The sequence below is a fragment of the Kitasatospora sp. NPDC048194 genome (genome assembly GCF_043202455.1).
In the GTDB taxonomy this organism is placed as follows: Bacteria; Actinomycetota; Actinomycetes; order Streptomycetales; family Streptomycetaceae; genus Kitasatospora.
Genome location: NZ_JBIDAK010000005.1, coordinates 327784 through 343925 on the forward strand (window position 1 = coordinate 327784; position 16142 = coordinate 343925).

Consider the following 16142-nt stretch of genomic DNA (forward strand, 5'->3'; position numbering starts at 1 on the left):
CCACGCGGCCCGTCCGGACGGTCGGCGCGGTCCGCCACGGCAGCGGCAGGAGCAGCATGCCCACTGAGCCCGAGTCGCCGGGGCCGGCCCTTCCTCCCGGCGCGCCCGCCGTGGAGCCGCCGCGAGCCGCCCGCCCGCCCGCGCAGGCCTCCCGCCGGAGCCAGCTGCGCACGCCCCCCGTGCTCGCCTCCGGACGACTGGCACCCGTGCTGTCCGGCGGCCTGCCGCCCTCCTCCACCGACTCCATGCCGGACTGGCTGGAGCCCGCGATGGCCGCCAACGGCATCGGCTCCTTCGACTGGGACATCCGCCGCGACGTCCTGGAGGGCGACCAGCGCGCCTGCGCGATCATCGGCCTGGACGACGTCGAACGCAGCCGCTTCGACCGCACCGCTGCCTCCTTCATGTCCCTGCTGCACCCCGAGGACGCACCCGTGGTGCGCCGCCGGGTCGAGCGGGCGGTGGCCGAACTGGGCCAGTGCGGCGCCTACTACCGCACCGTCGGGCCGAACGGCACGATGCGGGCGGTGCGCTTCCGCGGCCGGGTCCTCGCGGACGCCTTCGGCCGCGCCTCCCGGATGGTGGGCTTCGTCTGGGACGCCACCGTCGAACTGCACAAGCGCGACCGCGCCGACCGGCTCGCCCTGCTGCGCGAGGAGCGCTCCCGGTTCATCAAGGAGGCCGCCCGCGCCCTCTCCGAGGCCGTCACCGTCCGGGACGTGGCCCGGGTCTTCACCGAACTGCCGCTGCCCGGTCTGCCGCCGGACGGCCTGGTGCTCGCCTCCTTCGAGGCCGGCCGGGCGCAGATCCTGGGCGCCTCCGGCTACCGCTCGGAGTCGCTCGCCGTCTGGGACCGCGCCGTGCTGCCGCCCGGCCACCCGGCCGCCGAGGCGCTCAAGCACCGCACGCCGGTGTTCGTCTCCAACCGCGAGGAGTTCCGCGACCGCTACGCCGACGTCTGGGAGCAGACCAACCGCACCGGCCGCGGCTCCTGGGCCTACCTGCCGCTGGTGGCCAGCGGCCGGCCGATCGGCGTCTGCGTGGTCAGCTTCGACGACGAGCGGGAACTGGACGCCGACGAGCGCACCCTGCTGACCACCCTGGGCGGGCTGGTCGCCCAGTCGCTGGCCCGGGCCCGGCTGCACGACGCCGAGCACGAGCTGGCGGCCGGCCTGCAGCGGGTGATGCTGCCGCGCACCGTCCCCTCCGTGCCCGGGGTGACCACCGCCGTGCGCTACCTCGCGGCCGGCTCCGGCCTGCAGATCGGCGGCGACTGGTACGACGTGGTGCCGCTGCCCGGCGGGCACGTCGGCCTGGTGATCGGCGACGTCCAGGGCCATGACGTGCACGCCGCCGGCATCATGGGCCAGCTGCGGATCGCGCTGCGCGCCTACGCGGCGGAGGGCCACCCGCCCGCCGCGGTGATGGCCCGGGCCTCCCGCTTCCTCGCCGACCTGGACACCGACCACTTCGCCACCTGCACCTACGCCGAGGTCAACGTGGACTACGGCGTGGTCTACGCGGTGCGGGCCGGCCACCTCGACCCGGTGGTGCGCCGCGCCGACGGCACCGCCGCCGTGGTGCCGGTGGCCGGCGGACTGCCGCTGGGCATCGACCCGGACCAGGAGTACCGGGTCACCCGGTTCAGCCTGGACCCGGGCGAGACGGTGCTGCTGTGCACCGACGGCCTGGTCGAGGCCCGCGGCATGGACCTTGACGAGGGCATCGGCCGGCTCACCCGCGCCCTCGCCCGCCCGCTGCCGGCCGCCGAGGAGGCCGCCCGCGACCCGCTCGAGGACCTGGCCGACCGGATCGCCTCCCAGGCCGCCGACTCCAGCGAGCGCGAGGACGACATAGCGCTGCTGCTCCTGCGCTGGGACGGCCCGGCAGGTGGGCTCACCACCCAGCAGCTGCGCCGCCGGATCGGCCAGGCCGACCTCGCGCGGGTCGCCGAGGTCCGCGCCGAACTGCGCGACGCGCTGCGCCGCTGGGGCGTCGCCGAGTTCATCGACACCGCCGAACTGCTCTCCTCCGAGCTGGTGACCAACGCCATCCGGCACACCGACCGGGACGCCATGTTCACCGCCCGGCTCTACCGGGAGCCGGAGTCGGACGGCGGCCGGGCCCGGCTGCGGGTCGAGGTCGAGGACGAGTCCGACCTGTGGCCGACCCGCCGCACGCCGGGCGAGCAGGCCTCCTCCGGGCGCGGACTGATGCTGGTCGAGGCACTGGCGGACGCCTGGGGCGTGGAGCCGCGCGGCTCCGGCAAGCGGATGTGGTTCGAACTCAGCGGGGCGAGCGCCGCCTGAGCGGAGGCGCCGCCGCGGCGGTCGGCGTCCGGAGCCGTCGGTGTCGGCGATGTCCGCGATGTCACCGCCGCCGCCGTTGCCGTGGCTGGTACTCCAGCTGCCCGGGCGCTCGCCGAGCGCGGACCGGCTCCTCGGTGCCGGGGTGAGTGGTGGGGAGGGGAAGTCGGCCGGGTCGACTTCCTATGCGTCGGTTGGGGAGCGAACGCGTCGAACAGGGGAAGGCCGCCACGCCGAGGTGGTCCTCACGCCCGGCCTCCGGAACCGAACCGACCCGGGGCGGCCGGGGACGATTCCGCGGGGCCGCCCCCCAGGGACTAGCCGAACTGCTGCTCCAGGTCCTTGAGTTTGCGCTCCAGCGAGTCCAGCCGGGGGAGCGTGACGGTGTCCTCGTCCACGGTGAGGTCGATGGTGCGCCGCTCCGGGCGGGCCGGCAGGCCCGGCTGGACGACGGTGCCCTCGGCCGCGCCGACCTCGCGCGGGCCGCCCTCGCGGGGAGCTGCGGCCGTCACCTCGGGCCGCTCCGAGTCGGACCCGCCGGCTATGGCGGGCTCCGAGCCGGACTCCAACTGCCGTGCACCGCCGCCGCGTCCGCGCCAGTGCCCGCCCCGGTTGAGCGCCCGGATCTCGGCCCGCTCACGGCGGCCCGCGAGCCTGCGGCGCTCCTTCTCCAGGGCCCGCTCCCGCTTGTCCTCGCGGACCTCGTCCACCGCCTCGTCCAGGCTGCGCACGCCCTCCAGCAGCATCAGCGACCAGGCCGCGTAGGTCTCGCGCGGGGCGCGCAGCCAGCGGACGATGCGGATCTGCGGCAACGGGCGGGGCACCAGGCCCTGTTCGCGCAGCGCGGCCCGGCGGGTCTGCTTGAGTGCCCGGTCGAAGAGGATCGCCGCGGACAGCGACATGCCGGAGAAGAACTGGGGGGCGCCGGCGTGGCCGAAGCCGCGCGGGGCGTGCACCCAGTTGAACCAGGCGGAGGCACCGGCGAACAGCCAGACCAGCAGCCGGGAGCCGAGCGCGGCGTCACCGTGGCTGGCCTCCCGGACGGCGAGCACCGAGCAGAACATCGCGGCGCCGTCGAGGCCGAACGGGACGAGGTACTCCCAGCCGCCGGAGAGACCGAGGTTCTGCACGCCGAAGCCGACCAGCCCGTGGAAGGACAGTGCGGCCGCGACCCCGGCGCAGCAGAACAGCAGCGTGTACGAGGCCGCGCCGTACAGGGATTCCTTGTGGCGGCGCCGTTCCTCGGAACGCTCCCAGGAATCCGCGCCGGCGGCGGAAGCGGATCCCCGGCTCCGGGCCAGGGCCACCAGGAGCGCGCTGACCAGCAGCCCCGCAACCCCGGTGACGGCCCAGCCGAGCGGTATGTCGGACAATTTCATCGCCGGAACCAGCCTCGCTTTCCTGCGTCGCGTTCCTGCGCCGTGATGGCGGGGACCATCATGGCGGATGCGTGGCGGGGGAACGGCTGATTCGTCGTCAATGCGCTGGAGAGAGGGACCTTCGGCCCGGCGTCAATCGGATCGTCATATGAATCCGAACCGGATTTCTCCCGAAATCCCGGGCTTTCCCGATTCGTTGTCGGACGTATTTTCGTCAACCTCGCGTGACCCGGAGGCGGTGCCGCTCAGCGCCGCCGGATCCGGGGGCAGCCGCCGCACATGTCGGCGGGCTCGACGGTGTACACGAGGCAGCAACTGGCCCGGGCTCGGTCGGTGTCCGAAGCACCGTCCGCGCCCCCCGCCGGACCGTCCGCGGTGTCCGCCGGGCGGCTCACCGCGCCGCCCGCTCCGTCTGGGGCGGCCGTTGGTGCGGGCGCCGGCTCCGTGAACCCCGCGCCCGGGGTGAAGGGTGCGGGGGCGGCAGCGGGGCACCGCCCCGCGCCGGGCGCGCACGCGGTGGGCTCCCCGGGCGCCAGCAGCACGGTCAGCTCGGCGCGCGCCCGCTCGCGCTCCCGCTCCCCGAGCAGCCCGCCCGCGTACCCGAGTCCCTCGACCACCGCGTCGGTGGCCATCGCCCACAGCACGCGCGGGCCGCGCCGCACCGCCGGAGCGAAGGCGGCCAGGACCGGTTCGAGGAACTCTCCCAGCGCGCGGCGCAGTTCGGCGGCCAGCGCCTCCTCGTCCGGCGCGGTGCGGGCCTGCGGCGACGCGGCCGCGGGGTCGTCCGGCAGGCAGACGAAGGCCTCCGGCCGGACGGTCAGCTCCACCGGGCCCGGACTCGAGCCCGCTCCCGAGTCCGCTCCTGAATCAGAGCCCGAGTCCGCGCCCGAGCCCCAGACCGCTGCCCGGCGCACCGAGACGTCTCCCGGGCCGAGCAGCGGGACGCGCCGCTCCAGGAACCACGGCACGGTGAACAGCAGCGAGACCGGCCAGACGAAGCGGTGCAGCCCGAAGCCGGCCGCCACGTCCGGGCGCAGCGGCCGCCCGTAGCGGGCGAGGCCCTCCCGGGCGTCGTGGGCGATCCAGGCGCGCACCGCCGCGGGCTCCGCGGCCAGGTCGGCGATGGTCAGGCCGGCCGTGGCCAGGCCGGCGGAGGCCAGGCCTGCGGCGACCGGGCCGGCGCCGGTCCGGTCGGGGGCGGTCGGGCCGGCGGAGATCGGCCCGGCGGGGATCAGGCGGGCGGCCGCGGGGGCGGCGGAGTCCGGTCGGCCGTCGCCCGGCCGGGGCGGTGCGCAGCGCACCCGTACGACCGGGTCGAGCACGGCCAGCCGGTTGTACGAGGGCGCGCAGGGAGTGGGGGAGTCCGGTGCGGGGGCGTGGGCGCGCGCCCCGGCGGTGCGGGGGGCGTACGGCGCGGGGCCGGGCCGGGTGCTGCTCGCGGTCATGGGCGGCCCCCATCGGGTCGACCGGGCCCGCCGGGCGGTGCACCGGCGGGCCCGGCGGCGTACGGCGCCGGGCCCGGCCGGACCGGGGCAGGGCGGTGCCCGGGGAACGGCAAGGCGACCTGTCCGGGGCGCTGCTCACTCCGGACAGGTTAGCCTCACCTTAGCTGATGGCGCCCCAGGTCTCGTCGGCGATGCGTCCGGTCGGGGGAGGCGCCGGCGTCGGAACGGCGCCCTGGGTGGTGCCCAGTTGGCGCGCGAGCCAGACCGGCACCCCGCCCAGGGCGTGGACCAGTCGGGCGGCCTCGGCCCGCAGCCGGGCGGCCTCGGCAGGCTCGGACACCTCGGCGAGCGCCGCGAGCGCCGGCGCCACCCCCACCGTGAAGCCGAGTTGCTCGCGCAGCCGCAGGGAGGCGTCGAACCCCTCCCTGGCGTTCCCGCGCTCCCCGCGCGAGAGCGCCAGCGCCGCCAGGTGCCGCCAGGTGTAGGAGCGCAGCAGTTCGTCCCCGCGCTCCCCCGCACCCTCGTGCGCCCGGCGGTAGGCGATCCAGGCGGCGCCGCGGTCGCGCAGCAGGTTCTCGGCGACGAGTCCGCGCCGGAAGTCCAGCAGCGGGCGGCCCGGCGCGTCCGGCGGCAGCAGCGCCGAGGTGCGGCCGAGCGCGGCCTGCGCCTCGTCCAGCCGGTCGCGGAGGCCGAGCACGCTGGCCAGGTACGCCAGGAAGCCGCGGGCGCAGGCCGCGGCCGCCCGTTGCTCGGTGCCCTGGGCGAGCGCCTCGGCCAGTCGTAGCGCCTGCTCCGCCTGGGTCCAGTGGGCGGCGGTGAACAGGCACTGCTCGATGAGGAGTTCGGCCCGCGCGAGGGCGGCCGCGGGGTCGTGTTCGGCGCTCGGGCGCAGCAGTTCGGCGGCCTCCTGCCAGCAGCCCCGGGAGCGTAACCGCCACACGGTGTCGCCCGGTTCCCCTGTCGCCGCCCGCCCCCGCCCGTCCGGATCGCCCGGGCCCCATCCGTGCTCCGACAACGCCACCTCCTTGTGTGCGCCATCCGGCATGGGCGCGGGCCGGCCGTGCGGCCCCGCCGCCACGGTCGTTCGCATGGTGACGGCAGGGCGGACGGCCCGCGCTGTGGCGGCAATTCAACACGGGGGTGAGCTTGTGCACCAGATCACGAGCGGAGGTTGTTGCTTTTCCCGGGGAAATGATCTAGTGGAACGGCTCGGCACCCCCGGGCGGTCCGCGGGCCGCCCGCAGCCGTTCCCGGATCCGCCCGCCTGCGGCCCGCGGACGGACGCCGAGGCGGCCGGGGCGTCAGGAGGCAGGGGCGGTCCACGGGGCGGGGGCGGGCCACGGGACGGGCCCGGAGGCGGGCCCGCAGGCGGGTCGGGAGGCGATCCCGCGGGCGGGTCAGGAGGTCCAGCCGGTCTCCATCAGGGCCTCCGCGGCGCCGTTGGCGGGCTGCGGGACGCCGGCCAGGTCGAGGCTGAACAGGGCGACCAGCAGCTGTTCCCCGCGCACGGTGGCCTGGTGCGAGTAACCCGCCAGGGTGAACATGGCGGCGGCCATCTCCTCGGCGTGCAGCGTCTGCAGCCACAGGCACTCGACGGACTTCACATCGGCCGGCTCCGTCCAGGTGTCCACCTGGGCGACCATCCGGCTGCCCAGCAGGGTGACCCCGTCGCGTTCCTGGGCCTCCGTCAGCTCCAGGTCGTCGAAGCCCAGCCACTCCAGGTAGCGGGCGGCGGTGAACACCGCGTCCTGCGAGGTCCGCACCGGGTGGGGGCGGAACGGCGCGCGGTGGCGGAACGGTCGGGGGCGTCCGGCGGACCCGCCGGGCGGCGCGGGCGGGGTCGGCACCGGGGCGCTCATCGGGTGCGCCGGGTGCGGGCGGGTGGTCGGCGCACCGGGAGCGGCCAGCGGGCCGGCCGTGCCGCTGCCCAGCCGGGTGGCGCGGTCCACCGGGAGCCGGACGGTGGCGCCGCAGTTGCAGGTGAACTCGGGCTGCGGCCACTGGTCGGAGCGGCCGCAGTGCGGACAGCGCATGCTCAGCCAGGAGTCCTCCCAGGAGCGGAACCGCACCTGCACCGGCACCCCGCCGCGCAGCAGCGGCACCTTCAGCGAGGCGCCGCACGGGCACGGCAGCGACGGCGGCTCGTAGAGGTGCTCGCGGCGGCAGGCGGGGCAGCGGATCGCCCGGGCGCCACCACCTGTCCCCGGCCCTGGCAGCGCGGGGTCGTGTCCGGTGAAGTCGTCGGGCAATCCGGCCATCGCGGGCTCCGTCCGTCGGTGTCGGGGAGGTGGGACGGTTCCCATGCTCCCCGAAACGCCCGGTTCTGGGCGCGGAATGGGGCAATCCTCAGGGGTGGATCAGGGGATGGTGCCCGGGTAGGGCGATCCTGACACCCGCCGTGGGGAGGATGTGCGCCGGCGTCCCGGCGGTGTCCCGGGGGGTGATCAGCGCGCGGACCAGCGTTCCAGGTCGGCGGGGGTGTCCAGGTCGTCCGGGACGGCGACGTCCGCGCACTCGACCAGGACGAGCTCCCCGGCGTGCGCCGCCAGCAGGGCGCGGGCCCCGGCGTCGCCGCGGGCTCCCGCGGCCGCTTCGGCGAGGTGCCGGGCGCCGATCAGCACCGGGTGGCCGCGCCGCCCCCCGTAGGCCGCCGCGGCCAGTTCGGCGCCCGCCCGGTGGGCGGCCAGCAGCCGGGCCACCGCGGCGGGGGTCACGCCCGGGGTGTCCACCAGCATCACCAGCACCGCCGGGGCGCCGGACGGCAGTGCGGCCAGTCCGGCCCGCAGCGAGGAGCCCATGCCCTCGGCCCAGTCGGGATTGGCCACCAGCCGGCAGCCCGGCAGGTGGGCGGTGGTCCGCACCCGCCCGGCGTCCGCGCCGAGCACCACCGTGACGTCCGGGCAGCCGCCGGCCCGTACGGTCGCCACCGCGTGCTCCACCAGCGGACGGCCCGCGTACCGGATCAGCGCCTTGGGCCGCCCGCCCAGCCGGCGCCCGCCCCCGGCGGCGAGGACGAGGGCCGGGACGGCGGCTGCTGTGTTCTGCATGGCCCCAGCCTGCCCCGCCGGGGCGGGGCCGCGCAGCACCCCCGGGTTGTACGAATCCACAAGGCGAAGGCGCAGGTCGCGGGCGCTCCCCGGTGGTTCGGCCGCTGGCCCCGGGGCCGCCCGGGCTCTGTACTGGGTCGATGAACACCGCACCGCACCCCGAGCCGCGGCGCCCGCTGGTGGACCGCTTCGGCCGGGCCCACACCGATCTGCGGGTCTCGCTGACCGACCGCTGCAACCTGCGCTGCACCTACTGCATGCCGGCGGAGGGGCTGGACTGGCTCACCCGGGACTCGGTGCTGGGCGACGACGAGGTGGTGCGGCTGGTGCGGATCGCCGCCGAGCGGCTGGGGATCCGCTCGGTGCGGCTGACGGGCGGCGAGCCGCTGCTGCGGCGCGGCGTGGTGGGGCTGATCGGGCGGCTGGCGGCGCTGGGAGTGGAGCTGTCGCTGACGACCAACGGGATCGGCCTGGCCCGCACCGCCGTCCCCTTGCGGGAGGCCGGGCTGCGGCGGGTCAACGTCAGTCTGGACACGCTCCGGCCCGAGCGCTTTGCGGCGCTCACCCGGCGGGACCGGATCGACGACGTGTTCGCGGGGCTCGCCGCCGCGAAGGCCGCCGGACTGGACCCGGTGAAGATCAACGCGGTGCCGGTGCGCGGGGTCAACGACGACGAGATCGTGCCGCTGGTCGAGTTCGCCGTCCGGCACGGCTACCGGATGCGCTTCATCGAGTCCATGCCGTTGGACGCCCAGGGCGCCTGGGAGCGGGACACGATGGTGACGGCGGACGAGATCCTCGCGCGGCTCGGCGAGCGCTTCGACCTGGTGCCCGTCGGGCGGCACGGCAACGCGCCGGCGGAGGAGTGGCGGATCGCCGGCACGGAGGCGGTGGTCGGGGTGATCGCCTCCGTCACCCGGCCGTTCTGCGGCGGCTGCGACCGGGTGCGGCTCACCGCCGACGGGCAGTTGCGCAACTGCCTGTTCGCCACCGAGGAGTCGGACCTGCGGGCCCTGCTGCGCGGCGGCGCGGACGACGACCGGATCGAGGCGGCCTGGCGGCTCTCGGTGGCCGGCAAGGGCCCCGGACACGCCGTCAACAGCGTCGACTTCGTCCGGCCGGAGCGCCCGATGTCCGCGATCGGCGGCTGACGTCCGAAAGTTGACGTCCGAAGGTTGACGGCTGACGGCCGGTGGTTGACGTCCGCGGGCCTCGCGTCCGACGGCCTGACGGCTGACGCCCGTCGACCGGTGGCTGACGACCGGCGCTCGGCGTTCGGCGCCGGGTGCGGTGCGCCCCGGGTGCGGCACGGGTGGTACCCGGGTGGTATTCGTGGGCGGTGGCCCCGATGACCCTCCGCCTCCCGCGGCGCGCCCTGCCCGCGCTCGCCGCCCTCCTGCTCGCCCTCCCGGCCGGCTGCAGCGCCCCGGCCGGCCAGCGCGCGCCGGTCGCCCCGGCGAGCCGCCCGCCGCTCGCCGAGCGGGTCGCCGCGGGCACCTCCCCGGCCCTGGAGGGCTTCTACGACCAGCGGATCGACTGGGCCCCCTGCCCCGACCAGGGCGACGCCGACCAGGACGAGCCCGTCGTGCAGTGCGCCCGCCTCAAGGTCCCGCTGGACTACGCCGACCCCGGCGGCCGCACCGTCGAGGTCGCGGTCGCCCGGGTCCCCGCTGCCGACCCCGGCGGGCGGATCGGCTCCCTGCTGCTCAACCCCGGCGGCCCCGGCGGCTCCGGCGTCGGCATGGCCCGCTGGCGCTGGAGGGGCTTCGCCGCCCTGCACGACCGCTACGACCTGGTCGGCTTCGACCCGCGCGGCGCCGGCGACACCACCCCCGTGCACTGCCTGGACGACCGCACCCGCGACGAGTGGACGCGCACCGACGACCCGGCCTACGAGCACGGCCGCACCCTCGCCGACGCCTGCGCTGCCCGCTACGCCGATCTCCTGCCGCACCTCGGCACCCGCGACAGCGCCCGCGACATGGACGTGCTGCGCGGCGCCCTCGGCGAGCGCAAGCTCGACTTCCTCGGCCTCTCCTACGGCACCTACCTCGGCGCCCTCTACGCCGAGGAGTTCCCCGACCGCACCGGCCGGCTCGTCCTCGACGGCGCCGTCGAGCGCAGCACGGACCTGCTGCGCCTCAACGGCGAACAGGCCGTCGCCATGGAGGCCGAGTTCCGGGCCTTCGCCACCGACTGCGCCGCCGCCGCTGCCGATGCGGCCGCCGGTGCCGGTGCCGGTGCCGGTGCCGGGACCGACGCGGACCGGTGCCCGTTCGGCGACGACCCGGCCACCGCCCCGAACCGGCTCGCCGACTTCCTCGACGGCCTCAAGGACCACCCGCTGACCGCCTCCGACGGCCGCACCCTCACCGCCGCGCTCGGCTGGGCCGGCGTCCTCGACGTGCTGAGCGACGGCGGCCGCTCCTGGCAGCGTCTGCGCGGCGCCCTGGAGCCGGCCTTCGCCCACGGTGCCGCCGACGACCTGCTCAAGCTCGCCGACGGCGCCAACGGCCGTACGGAGGAGGGGAGCTACGTGACCGCGGCGGACGCCTTCGCGGCCATCCACTGCGCGGACGCCCCGATGGCACCCACCGCGCGGGACGTGGCGGAGACTTTCGCCGAGCTCGCCGCCAAGGCGCCCCTGACCACCCGGCACGACCCGGCGGCCACGCTGTTCCTCCCGGACTGCCGCCCCTGGCCGTACCGTTCGCCCGAGCAGCCGCACACCGTGACCGCGCCCGGCAGCGCCCCGATCCTGGTGATCGGCTCCACCGGCGACCCGGTCACCCCCTACTCGTGGGCGCAGCGGCTGGCGGCCGGTCTGCCGCACGGCGTGCTGCTCACCCGGGACGGCGACGGGCACACCGCGTACGACAAGAGCGGCTGCGTGCGCGACGCCGTGACCGCCTTCCTGGTGGACGGCCGGATGCCGGCGGCCGGCGCCCGCTGCCCCTCCGACTGAGCGGGAACGGGACGGGGGGGGGGGGGGGGGCGCGGGGGGGGGGCCCCCCGGGGGGGGGGGGGCCCCCCCCGGGGGAGTCGGAGTCAGGAGGTCGGGGCCGTCAGGTCGTAGAACGTCGCTCCGCCGACCGTCCTGGCGGTGAAGTGGCTGGTGACCCAGGACTCGATCTGCGCGGACTCGGTCTCCTGGCCGCCCTCGCCACCCTCACCGGCTCCGGCACCGAAGCCGCGGTGCGAGCCGCCGCCGATGAACCAGTGCACCTTGCCCTCCTGGACGTACTTCTGGAAGCCGGCCAGGCTGAGCGAGGGGTCCGTCCCGTTGAAGCCGCCGAGCGCCATCACCGGCTTGCCGGTGGCCAGCTGGTAGCTGGCGGCGTTCTGCGAGCCGGTCGTGGCGGCCGCCCAGGTGAAGCGGTCGGCGTCCTGGGAGAGCAGCGCCGCGGCCTCGTCGCTGACCTTGGTGCCGCCGAGCAGGCCGCCCATGCCGCCGCCCATGCCGCCGCCCGCTGCGCCGCCCTGGCCGCCGGAGGAACCGCCGGGAGCGCCGTCCGAGCCCCCCGGGGCCTGCGCGCCGGGGAAGCCGGGGAGGCCGGGGAGGCCGCCGGCCATGCCGCCGGCGAAGCCGTTCCTGCCGTGCGTGCCCTGGCCGCCGCCCCGGCCCTGGCTGCCCTGGCTGCCCTGGCCGTTGAGACCACCCACGCCGCCCTGACCGAAGCCGCCCTGACCGAAGCCGTCCTGGCCGCCCTGGCCGAACATCCGGCCGCTGCCCGGGAAGCCCTGGCCGCCCCTGCGCCCGCCGCCGCCCGGCCCGAAGGCGCCCTTCACCCCGGGGCCGGCGGTGACGATCGAGCCGGTGTGCGCGGTGTCCACGGTGTCCACCGCGTACGCCGCCGGACCGCCGAGCGCCGCCGCCAGGCCCACCACGCCCGCCACCGAGGCGATCCGGGCGCCCGTCCGGCCGGACACCCGCCCGGCGACCTGTCCGGCCACCAGCGCCGCCGCCGCGACCAGGCCGCCCGCCAGCACCGCCCAGCGCAGCCAGGGCAGGAAGTCGGAGCTGCGCCCGAGCAGGACGAACGCCCACCCCGCCGTCACCGTGAGCACGCCCGCCAGCAGCAGTGCGTACGGCAGCCGGTGCCGGGCGCGCCACAGCCCGTCCACGCCCATGCCGACCAGTGCCGCGATCGCCGGGGCGAGCGCCACCGTGTAGTACTGGTGGAAGATCCCGGACATGAAGCTGAAGATCAGCGCGGTGGAGACCAACCAGCCGCCCCAGACCAGGAAGGCCGCGCGGGCGGTGTCCGGTCGGGCGTAGCGGCGGGTCGCCCAGAGGCCGACCACCAGCAGGATCAGCGCGGCCGGCAGCAGCCAGGCGATCTGCCCGCCGATGTCCGAGCCGAACAGGCGGGTGATGCCGGTCTGGCCCCAGCCGCCTCCGCCGCCCCGCATCCCGCCGCGCGCCGCCCCGCCGGGCAGGTCGAGCCCGGCGGGCAGGTTGGCCCCGAAGGAGCGGGCGCCGCCGCCCACGCTGCCGCGCTCGTTGCCGTCGACCCGGCCGAGGCCGTTGTAGCCGAAGGTGAGCGAGAGGAAGTCGTTGTCCTGCGAGCCGCCGACGTACGGGCGGGCCGAGGCGGGCAGCAGCTCGACGATCGCCACCCACCAGCCGCCGGAGACGAGGAGCGCGAGGCCCGCGAGCAGGGTCTGGCGAACCCGCCGCCAGAAGCCGGTGGGCGCCACGACCAGGTAGATCACCGCGAAGGCGGGCAGGATCAGGAACGCCGCCAGCGTCTTGGTGAGGAAGGCGAAGCCGAACATCGCCCCGGTGAACAGCAGCCAGCGGGTGCTCGCCGTCTCGATCGCCCGGACCAGACCGTACGCGGACAGGGTGAGCAGCAGCACCAGGAGCGCGTCGGGGTTGTTGAAGCGGAACATCAGCGCGGCGACCGGGGTCAGCGCCAGTGCGGCGCCGGCCAGCAGGCCGCCGAGCGGGGAGAAGCGGCGGCGCACCGTCGCGTACAGCACGCCGACGGTGGCGGCGCCCATCAGCGCCTGCGGGGCGAGGACGGACCAGGAGGAGAGGCCGAAGATCCGGGCCGAGAGGGCCATCGGCCACAGCGACGCCGGGGGCTTGTCGACGGTGATGAAGCTGGCGGCGTCGGAGGAGCCGAAGAAGAAGGCCTTCCAGCTCCGGCTGCCGGCCTGGACGGCGGCCGAGTAGAAGGCGTTGGCCCACCCGGAGGCGCTCAGGCCCCACAGGTAGAGGACGGCGGTCGCGGCCAGCAGCGCCAGCAGGGCCGGGCGCACCCAGCGCGGGTCGTCCGCGCGGCCTCGCCAGGTGCGGGCCGGGAGGGTGCGCAGCCGTCCGGACCAGGAGGCGACGCCCTTCGGGCCGGTGGGCGGCAGGGCCTGCTCGGGGAAGAGCGGCGCCGGCGCCGGCCGGTCGGCGGCCGGCTGCGGCACCTCCGGTGGCGGGTAGTTCGCGGCCTCGGGCCACGGGTCGCCGGCTGGAGGGGAGTAGCTGCTCGTGGTCATGCGCCATACCGTGCGTGGCGCGACTGAGAGAACCGTGAGACGGGGCTGTGAGACGCGTGTGATCTGTCCGGTTTCACCCGGAGGGGCGAGGTCTTCGCGCGCTCTTCACCCGGGGGTCACGCGGCGGGCGGCATGGTGATGTGCCGGCCCAGCCATTCCAGGGCCGGGGGGATCTCCCGGGTCCAGGTGTGGAAGTTGTGGCCGGCGGTGTCCAGGGTGATGGTCGACATCTTGGTGGGGGCCTTGAAGGCTCCGACCATGGCCTGGGTCTCGGCGTAGTTGTTCTCGTCGTTGGCGGTGGTCAGCAGCAGGTTGACCGGGACGGGCGGCTGGTTCTTCAGCCGCCACAGCAGGTCGTTCTCCTGCTTCAGCTTGTCGCTGCCGCCGAACAGGTCGCCGGTGGTCGGGTCGTGGGCCGCGCTGTAGTAGCCGGAGAGGGCGATCGCCGAGGGGTAGGAGTCGGGCTTGCGCAGCGCGAACTTGAGCGCGCAGTAGCCGCCGGTGGAGTTGCCGATCACGGCCCGGTTGGCCGGGTCGGTGCCGATCCGGTAGGCCGTCGCCAGGGCCTTGGGCAGGTCGGTGGTGAAGAAGGTCTCCACCTGCGGGCCGTTCGGCACGTCCACGCACTCGGTGTCGCGGTCGCCGACGAGGGTGGGGCGGGTCATCACCAGGATCGTCGGCGGCAGCTTCTTCCGCTCGATCGCGTCGAGGGCGGAGGCCGGGTACTGCATCAGCGAGATCAGCTTCTCCGGGATGCCCGGGTACCCGGAGAGCACCAGGGCCATCGGGAAGCGCTGCTTGGCGAAGTCCGGCTGGAAGTACTGGGGCGGCAGGTAGACGTACGCCTCGGTGCTCAGGCCGCTGCCGGCTCCTTTGACGTCGATCTTCTGGATCAGCCCGGAGCGCTCGGGATCCGAGCCCTGGGCCGAGTAGAAGCTCTGCTGGCCGGTGACGGCCACGCCGGCGGCGTTCGGCGAGTGGTCCACGACCGTGCCCAGCCCGCCGCTGGTGCCGAGCAGGTCGGTCCAGGAGCTGTAGAACCCGAAGTAGCTGTTGGCGATCAGGCCCATCGCGGCCAGCACCGACACCTGGGTGGCCAGGAACGCGCCGATCCGGCCCAGCCAGGCCTTCCAGCCCTTCCCGCCGAACCGCGGCCAGAGCCACATGGTGGCGGCGAAGACGAGGACCGCGATGACCGAGACGGCGATCTGCAGGGGGAGGCCGGTGAGACTGAGCACGGGCCCGATCGTAGTTGACCCCGGCCGCGGGTCCGGAGGGCCCCCGTCGGTGATCGTCCGCCGGCAGCTGCGGCGGGCACTGCAGGCGCCGGGCAGTGCCGTCGGCCGTGCCCGTAACGGGCATACCGGGACGGGAGGTTGCCGAAGGCCGTCACAACACCGGATACCCGGTGGCGAGTTCGGCCAGAACGGTTGACCCCTTGAGGTGGCCATGGCACCTTCGTGCGGCGCGGGCGTCGGCGACCAGTCGTGCGCCCCGCGATCCCCCACAAGGAGAGCCATGTTCAAAAGACTTGTCGCGATGGCCGGTACGAGTGCCGTCGTCGCGAGCGGGCTGGTGCTGGCGGCCGCCCCCGCGCACGCCGTCCGGGCGGCCGACCTGACGTCGACCATCGCCCTGGACGACTGCTCGGCCGCGCTGGTCCGGTTCCCCGCCTCGGTGGACGGCGACCGGGCGATGATGCTGACCAACGGGCACTGCCTGCCCTCCATGCCGTCGGCCGGCGAGGTCATCCAGAACGCGAGCGCCAGCCGCAGCGGCACCCTGCTGGACGGTGCGGGCAACACCCTCGGCACCGTCCGCGGCGACCAGGTGATCTACGCCACGATGACCGGCACCGACGTCGCGCTCTACCGCCTCACCGACACCTTCGGGTCGCTCAGCTCCAAGTACGGCGTCACCGCGCTGACCATCAACGACGCCCACCCCACCAACGGCGCCGCGATGTACATCCCGTCCTCGTACTGGAAGCAGGTCTGGAACTGCTCCGTCAACGGGTTCGTACCGACCCTGCGCGAGGACCAGTGGACCTGGCACGACTCGCTGCGCTACAACTCCGGCTGCAACACCACCCACGGCACCTCCGGCTCGCCGATCATCGACTCCTCGAGCGGGCGGATCATCGGCATCAACAACACCGGCAACGACGACGGCGCCATGTGCACCCTCAACAACCCCTGCGAGGTCGCCGCCGACGGCACCACCACCGTCACCAAGGGCCAGAGCTACGGCGAGGAGACGTACTGGTTCACCACCTGCCTGAACTCCGCCCGCGCCGTCGACCTGACCCTCCCCGGCTGCCTGCTCACCAAGCCGGGCGGCACCGGCTCCTCCGTCACGGTCAGCAGCCCCGGTGACCAGTCCACCGCGGTGGGTGGTTCGGTGAACCTGCAGATCAAGGCGTCGGGTGGGACGGCTCCGCTGTCGTACTCGGCTTCCGGGCTGCCGGCG

At 75.6% G+C, this 16142-nt stretch carries 11 protein-coding genes; 4 read left to right on the forward strand and 7 right to left on the reverse strand.

Annotated features, from left to right (window positions below; translation table 11 throughout):
* Positions 1–56 precede the first annotated feature (56 nt).
* A complete protein-coding gene (locus ACGF07_RS10045) occupies positions 57–2309 on the forward strand; it encodes a SpoIIE family protein phosphatase (protein ID WP_350744818.1) in 2253 nt (750 codons plus the stop codon).
* Between the two features lie 314 nt (positions 2310–2623).
* Here the strand turns inward: ACGF07_RS10045 and ACGF07_RS10050 are convergent, their stop codons facing one another.
* The 5 genes from ACGF07_RS10050 to ACGF07_RS10070 form a co-directional block, all read right to left on the reverse strand.
* On the reverse strand, positions 2624–3685 hold the full coding sequence (locus ACGF07_RS10050) for a DUF2637 domain-containing protein (RefSeq protein ID WP_392897039.1): 1062 nt from the start codon (positions 3683–3685) through the stop codon (positions 2624–2626).
* 245 nt (positions 3686–3930) lie between these two features.
* A complete protein-coding gene (locus ACGF07_RS10055) occupies positions 3931–5130 on the reverse strand; it encodes a (2Fe-2S)-binding protein (RefSeq protein WP_392897041.1) in 1200 nt (399 codons plus the stop codon).
* A 160-nt stretch (positions 5131–5290) separates the two neighbouring features.
* On the reverse strand, positions 5291–6175 hold the full coding sequence (locus tag ACGF07_RS10060) for a hypothetical protein (protein WP_392897075.1): 885 nt from the start codon (positions 6173–6175) through the stop codon (positions 5291–5293).
* A 352-nt stretch (positions 6176–6527) separates the two neighbouring features.
* Complete coding sequence (locus tag ACGF07_RS10065) at positions 6528–7388, reverse strand: hypothetical protein (protein ID WP_350744810.1); 861 nt, start codon at positions 7386–7388, stop codon at positions 6528–6530.
* Between the two features lie 186 nt (positions 7389–7574).
* Positions 7575–8177, reverse strand: coding sequence for an NTP transferase domain-containing protein (locus tag ACGF07_RS10070; RefSeq protein WP_392897043.1), 603 nt, complete (start codon positions 8175–8177; stop codon positions 7575–7577).
* Between the two features lie 140 nt (positions 8178–8317).
* Between ACGF07_RS10070 and moaA the strand changes: the two genes are divergently transcribed.
* Positions 8318–9328, forward strand: coding sequence for a GTP 3',8-cyclase MoaA (moaA, locus tag ACGF07_RS10075; RefSeq protein WP_392897045.1), 1011 nt, complete (start codon positions 8318–8320; stop codon positions 9326–9328).
* Between the two features lie 197 nt (positions 9329–9525).
* Positions 9526–11142, forward strand: coding sequence for an alpha/beta hydrolase (locus ACGF07_RS10080; protein WP_392897046.1), 1617 nt, complete (start codon positions 9526–9528; stop codon positions 11140–11142).
* Positions 11143–11225: 83 nt separating this feature from the next.
* On the opposite strand, the gene ACGF07_RS10085 is transcribed toward ACGF07_RS10080, so the two are convergent.
* The gene (locus tag ACGF07_RS10085) at positions 11226–13673 is read right to left on the reverse strand and encodes a glycosyltransferase family 39 protein (protein WP_392897048.1); all 2448 of its coding nucleotides are present in this window, start codon (positions 13671–13673) and stop codon (positions 11226–11228) included.
* A gap of 116 nt (positions 13674–13789) precedes the next feature.
* On the reverse strand, positions 13790–14911 hold the full coding sequence (locus tag ACGF07_RS10090) for an alpha/beta hydrolase (RefSeq protein WP_392897050.1): 1122 nt from the start codon (positions 14909–14911) through the stop codon (positions 13790–13792).
* Between the two features lie 280 nt (positions 14912–15191).
* On the opposite strand from ACGF07_RS10090, the gene ACGF07_RS10095 reads away from it, so the two are divergent.
* Positions 15192–16142, forward strand: a 951-nt coding sequence (locus ACGF07_RS10095) for a serine protease (protein WP_392897052.1), incomplete at its 3' end; no start/stop codon positions are given.

What these genes read in the sequence shown, in the direction of transcription:
- ACGF07_RS10045 (WP_350744818.1), top strand. Translation starts at nt 57, where the DNA reads ATGCCCACTGAGCCCGAGTCGCCGGGGCCGGCCCTTCCTCCCGGCGCG.
- ACGF07_RS10050 (WP_392897039.1), bottom strand. Translation starts at nt 3,685, where the DNA reads ATGAAATTGTCCGACATACCGCTCGGCTGGGCCGTCACCGGGGTTGCG.
- ACGF07_RS10060 (WP_392897075.1), bottom strand. Translation starts at nt 6,175, where the DNA reads ATGCCGGATGGCGCACACAAGGAGGTGGCGTTGTCGGAGCACGGATGG.
- ACGF07_RS10080 (WP_392897046.1), top strand. Translation starts at nt 9,526, where the DNA reads ATGACCCTCCGCCTCCCGCGGCGCGCCCTGCCCGCGCTCGCCGCCCTC.
- moaA (WP_392897045.1), top strand. Translation starts at nt 8,318, where the DNA reads ATGAACACCGCACCGCACCCCGAGCCGCGGCGCCCGCTGGTGGACCGC.
- ACGF07_RS10065 (WP_350744810.1), bottom strand. Translation starts at nt 7,388, where the DNA reads ATGGCCGGATTGCCCGACGACTTCACCGGACACGACCCCGCGCTGCCA.
- ACGF07_RS10085 (WP_392897048.1), bottom strand. Translation starts at nt 13,673, where the DNA reads ATGACCACGAGCAGCTACTCCCCTCCAGCCGGCGACCCGTGGCCCGAG.
- ACGF07_RS10070 (WP_392897043.1), bottom strand. Translation starts at nt 8,177, where the DNA reads ATGCAGAACACAGCAGCCGCCGTCCCGGCCCTCGTCCTCGCCGCCGGG.
- ACGF07_RS10055 (WP_392897041.1), bottom strand. Translation starts at nt 5,130, where the DNA reads ATGACCGCGAGCAGCACCCGGCCCGGCCCCGCGCCGTACGCCCCCCGC.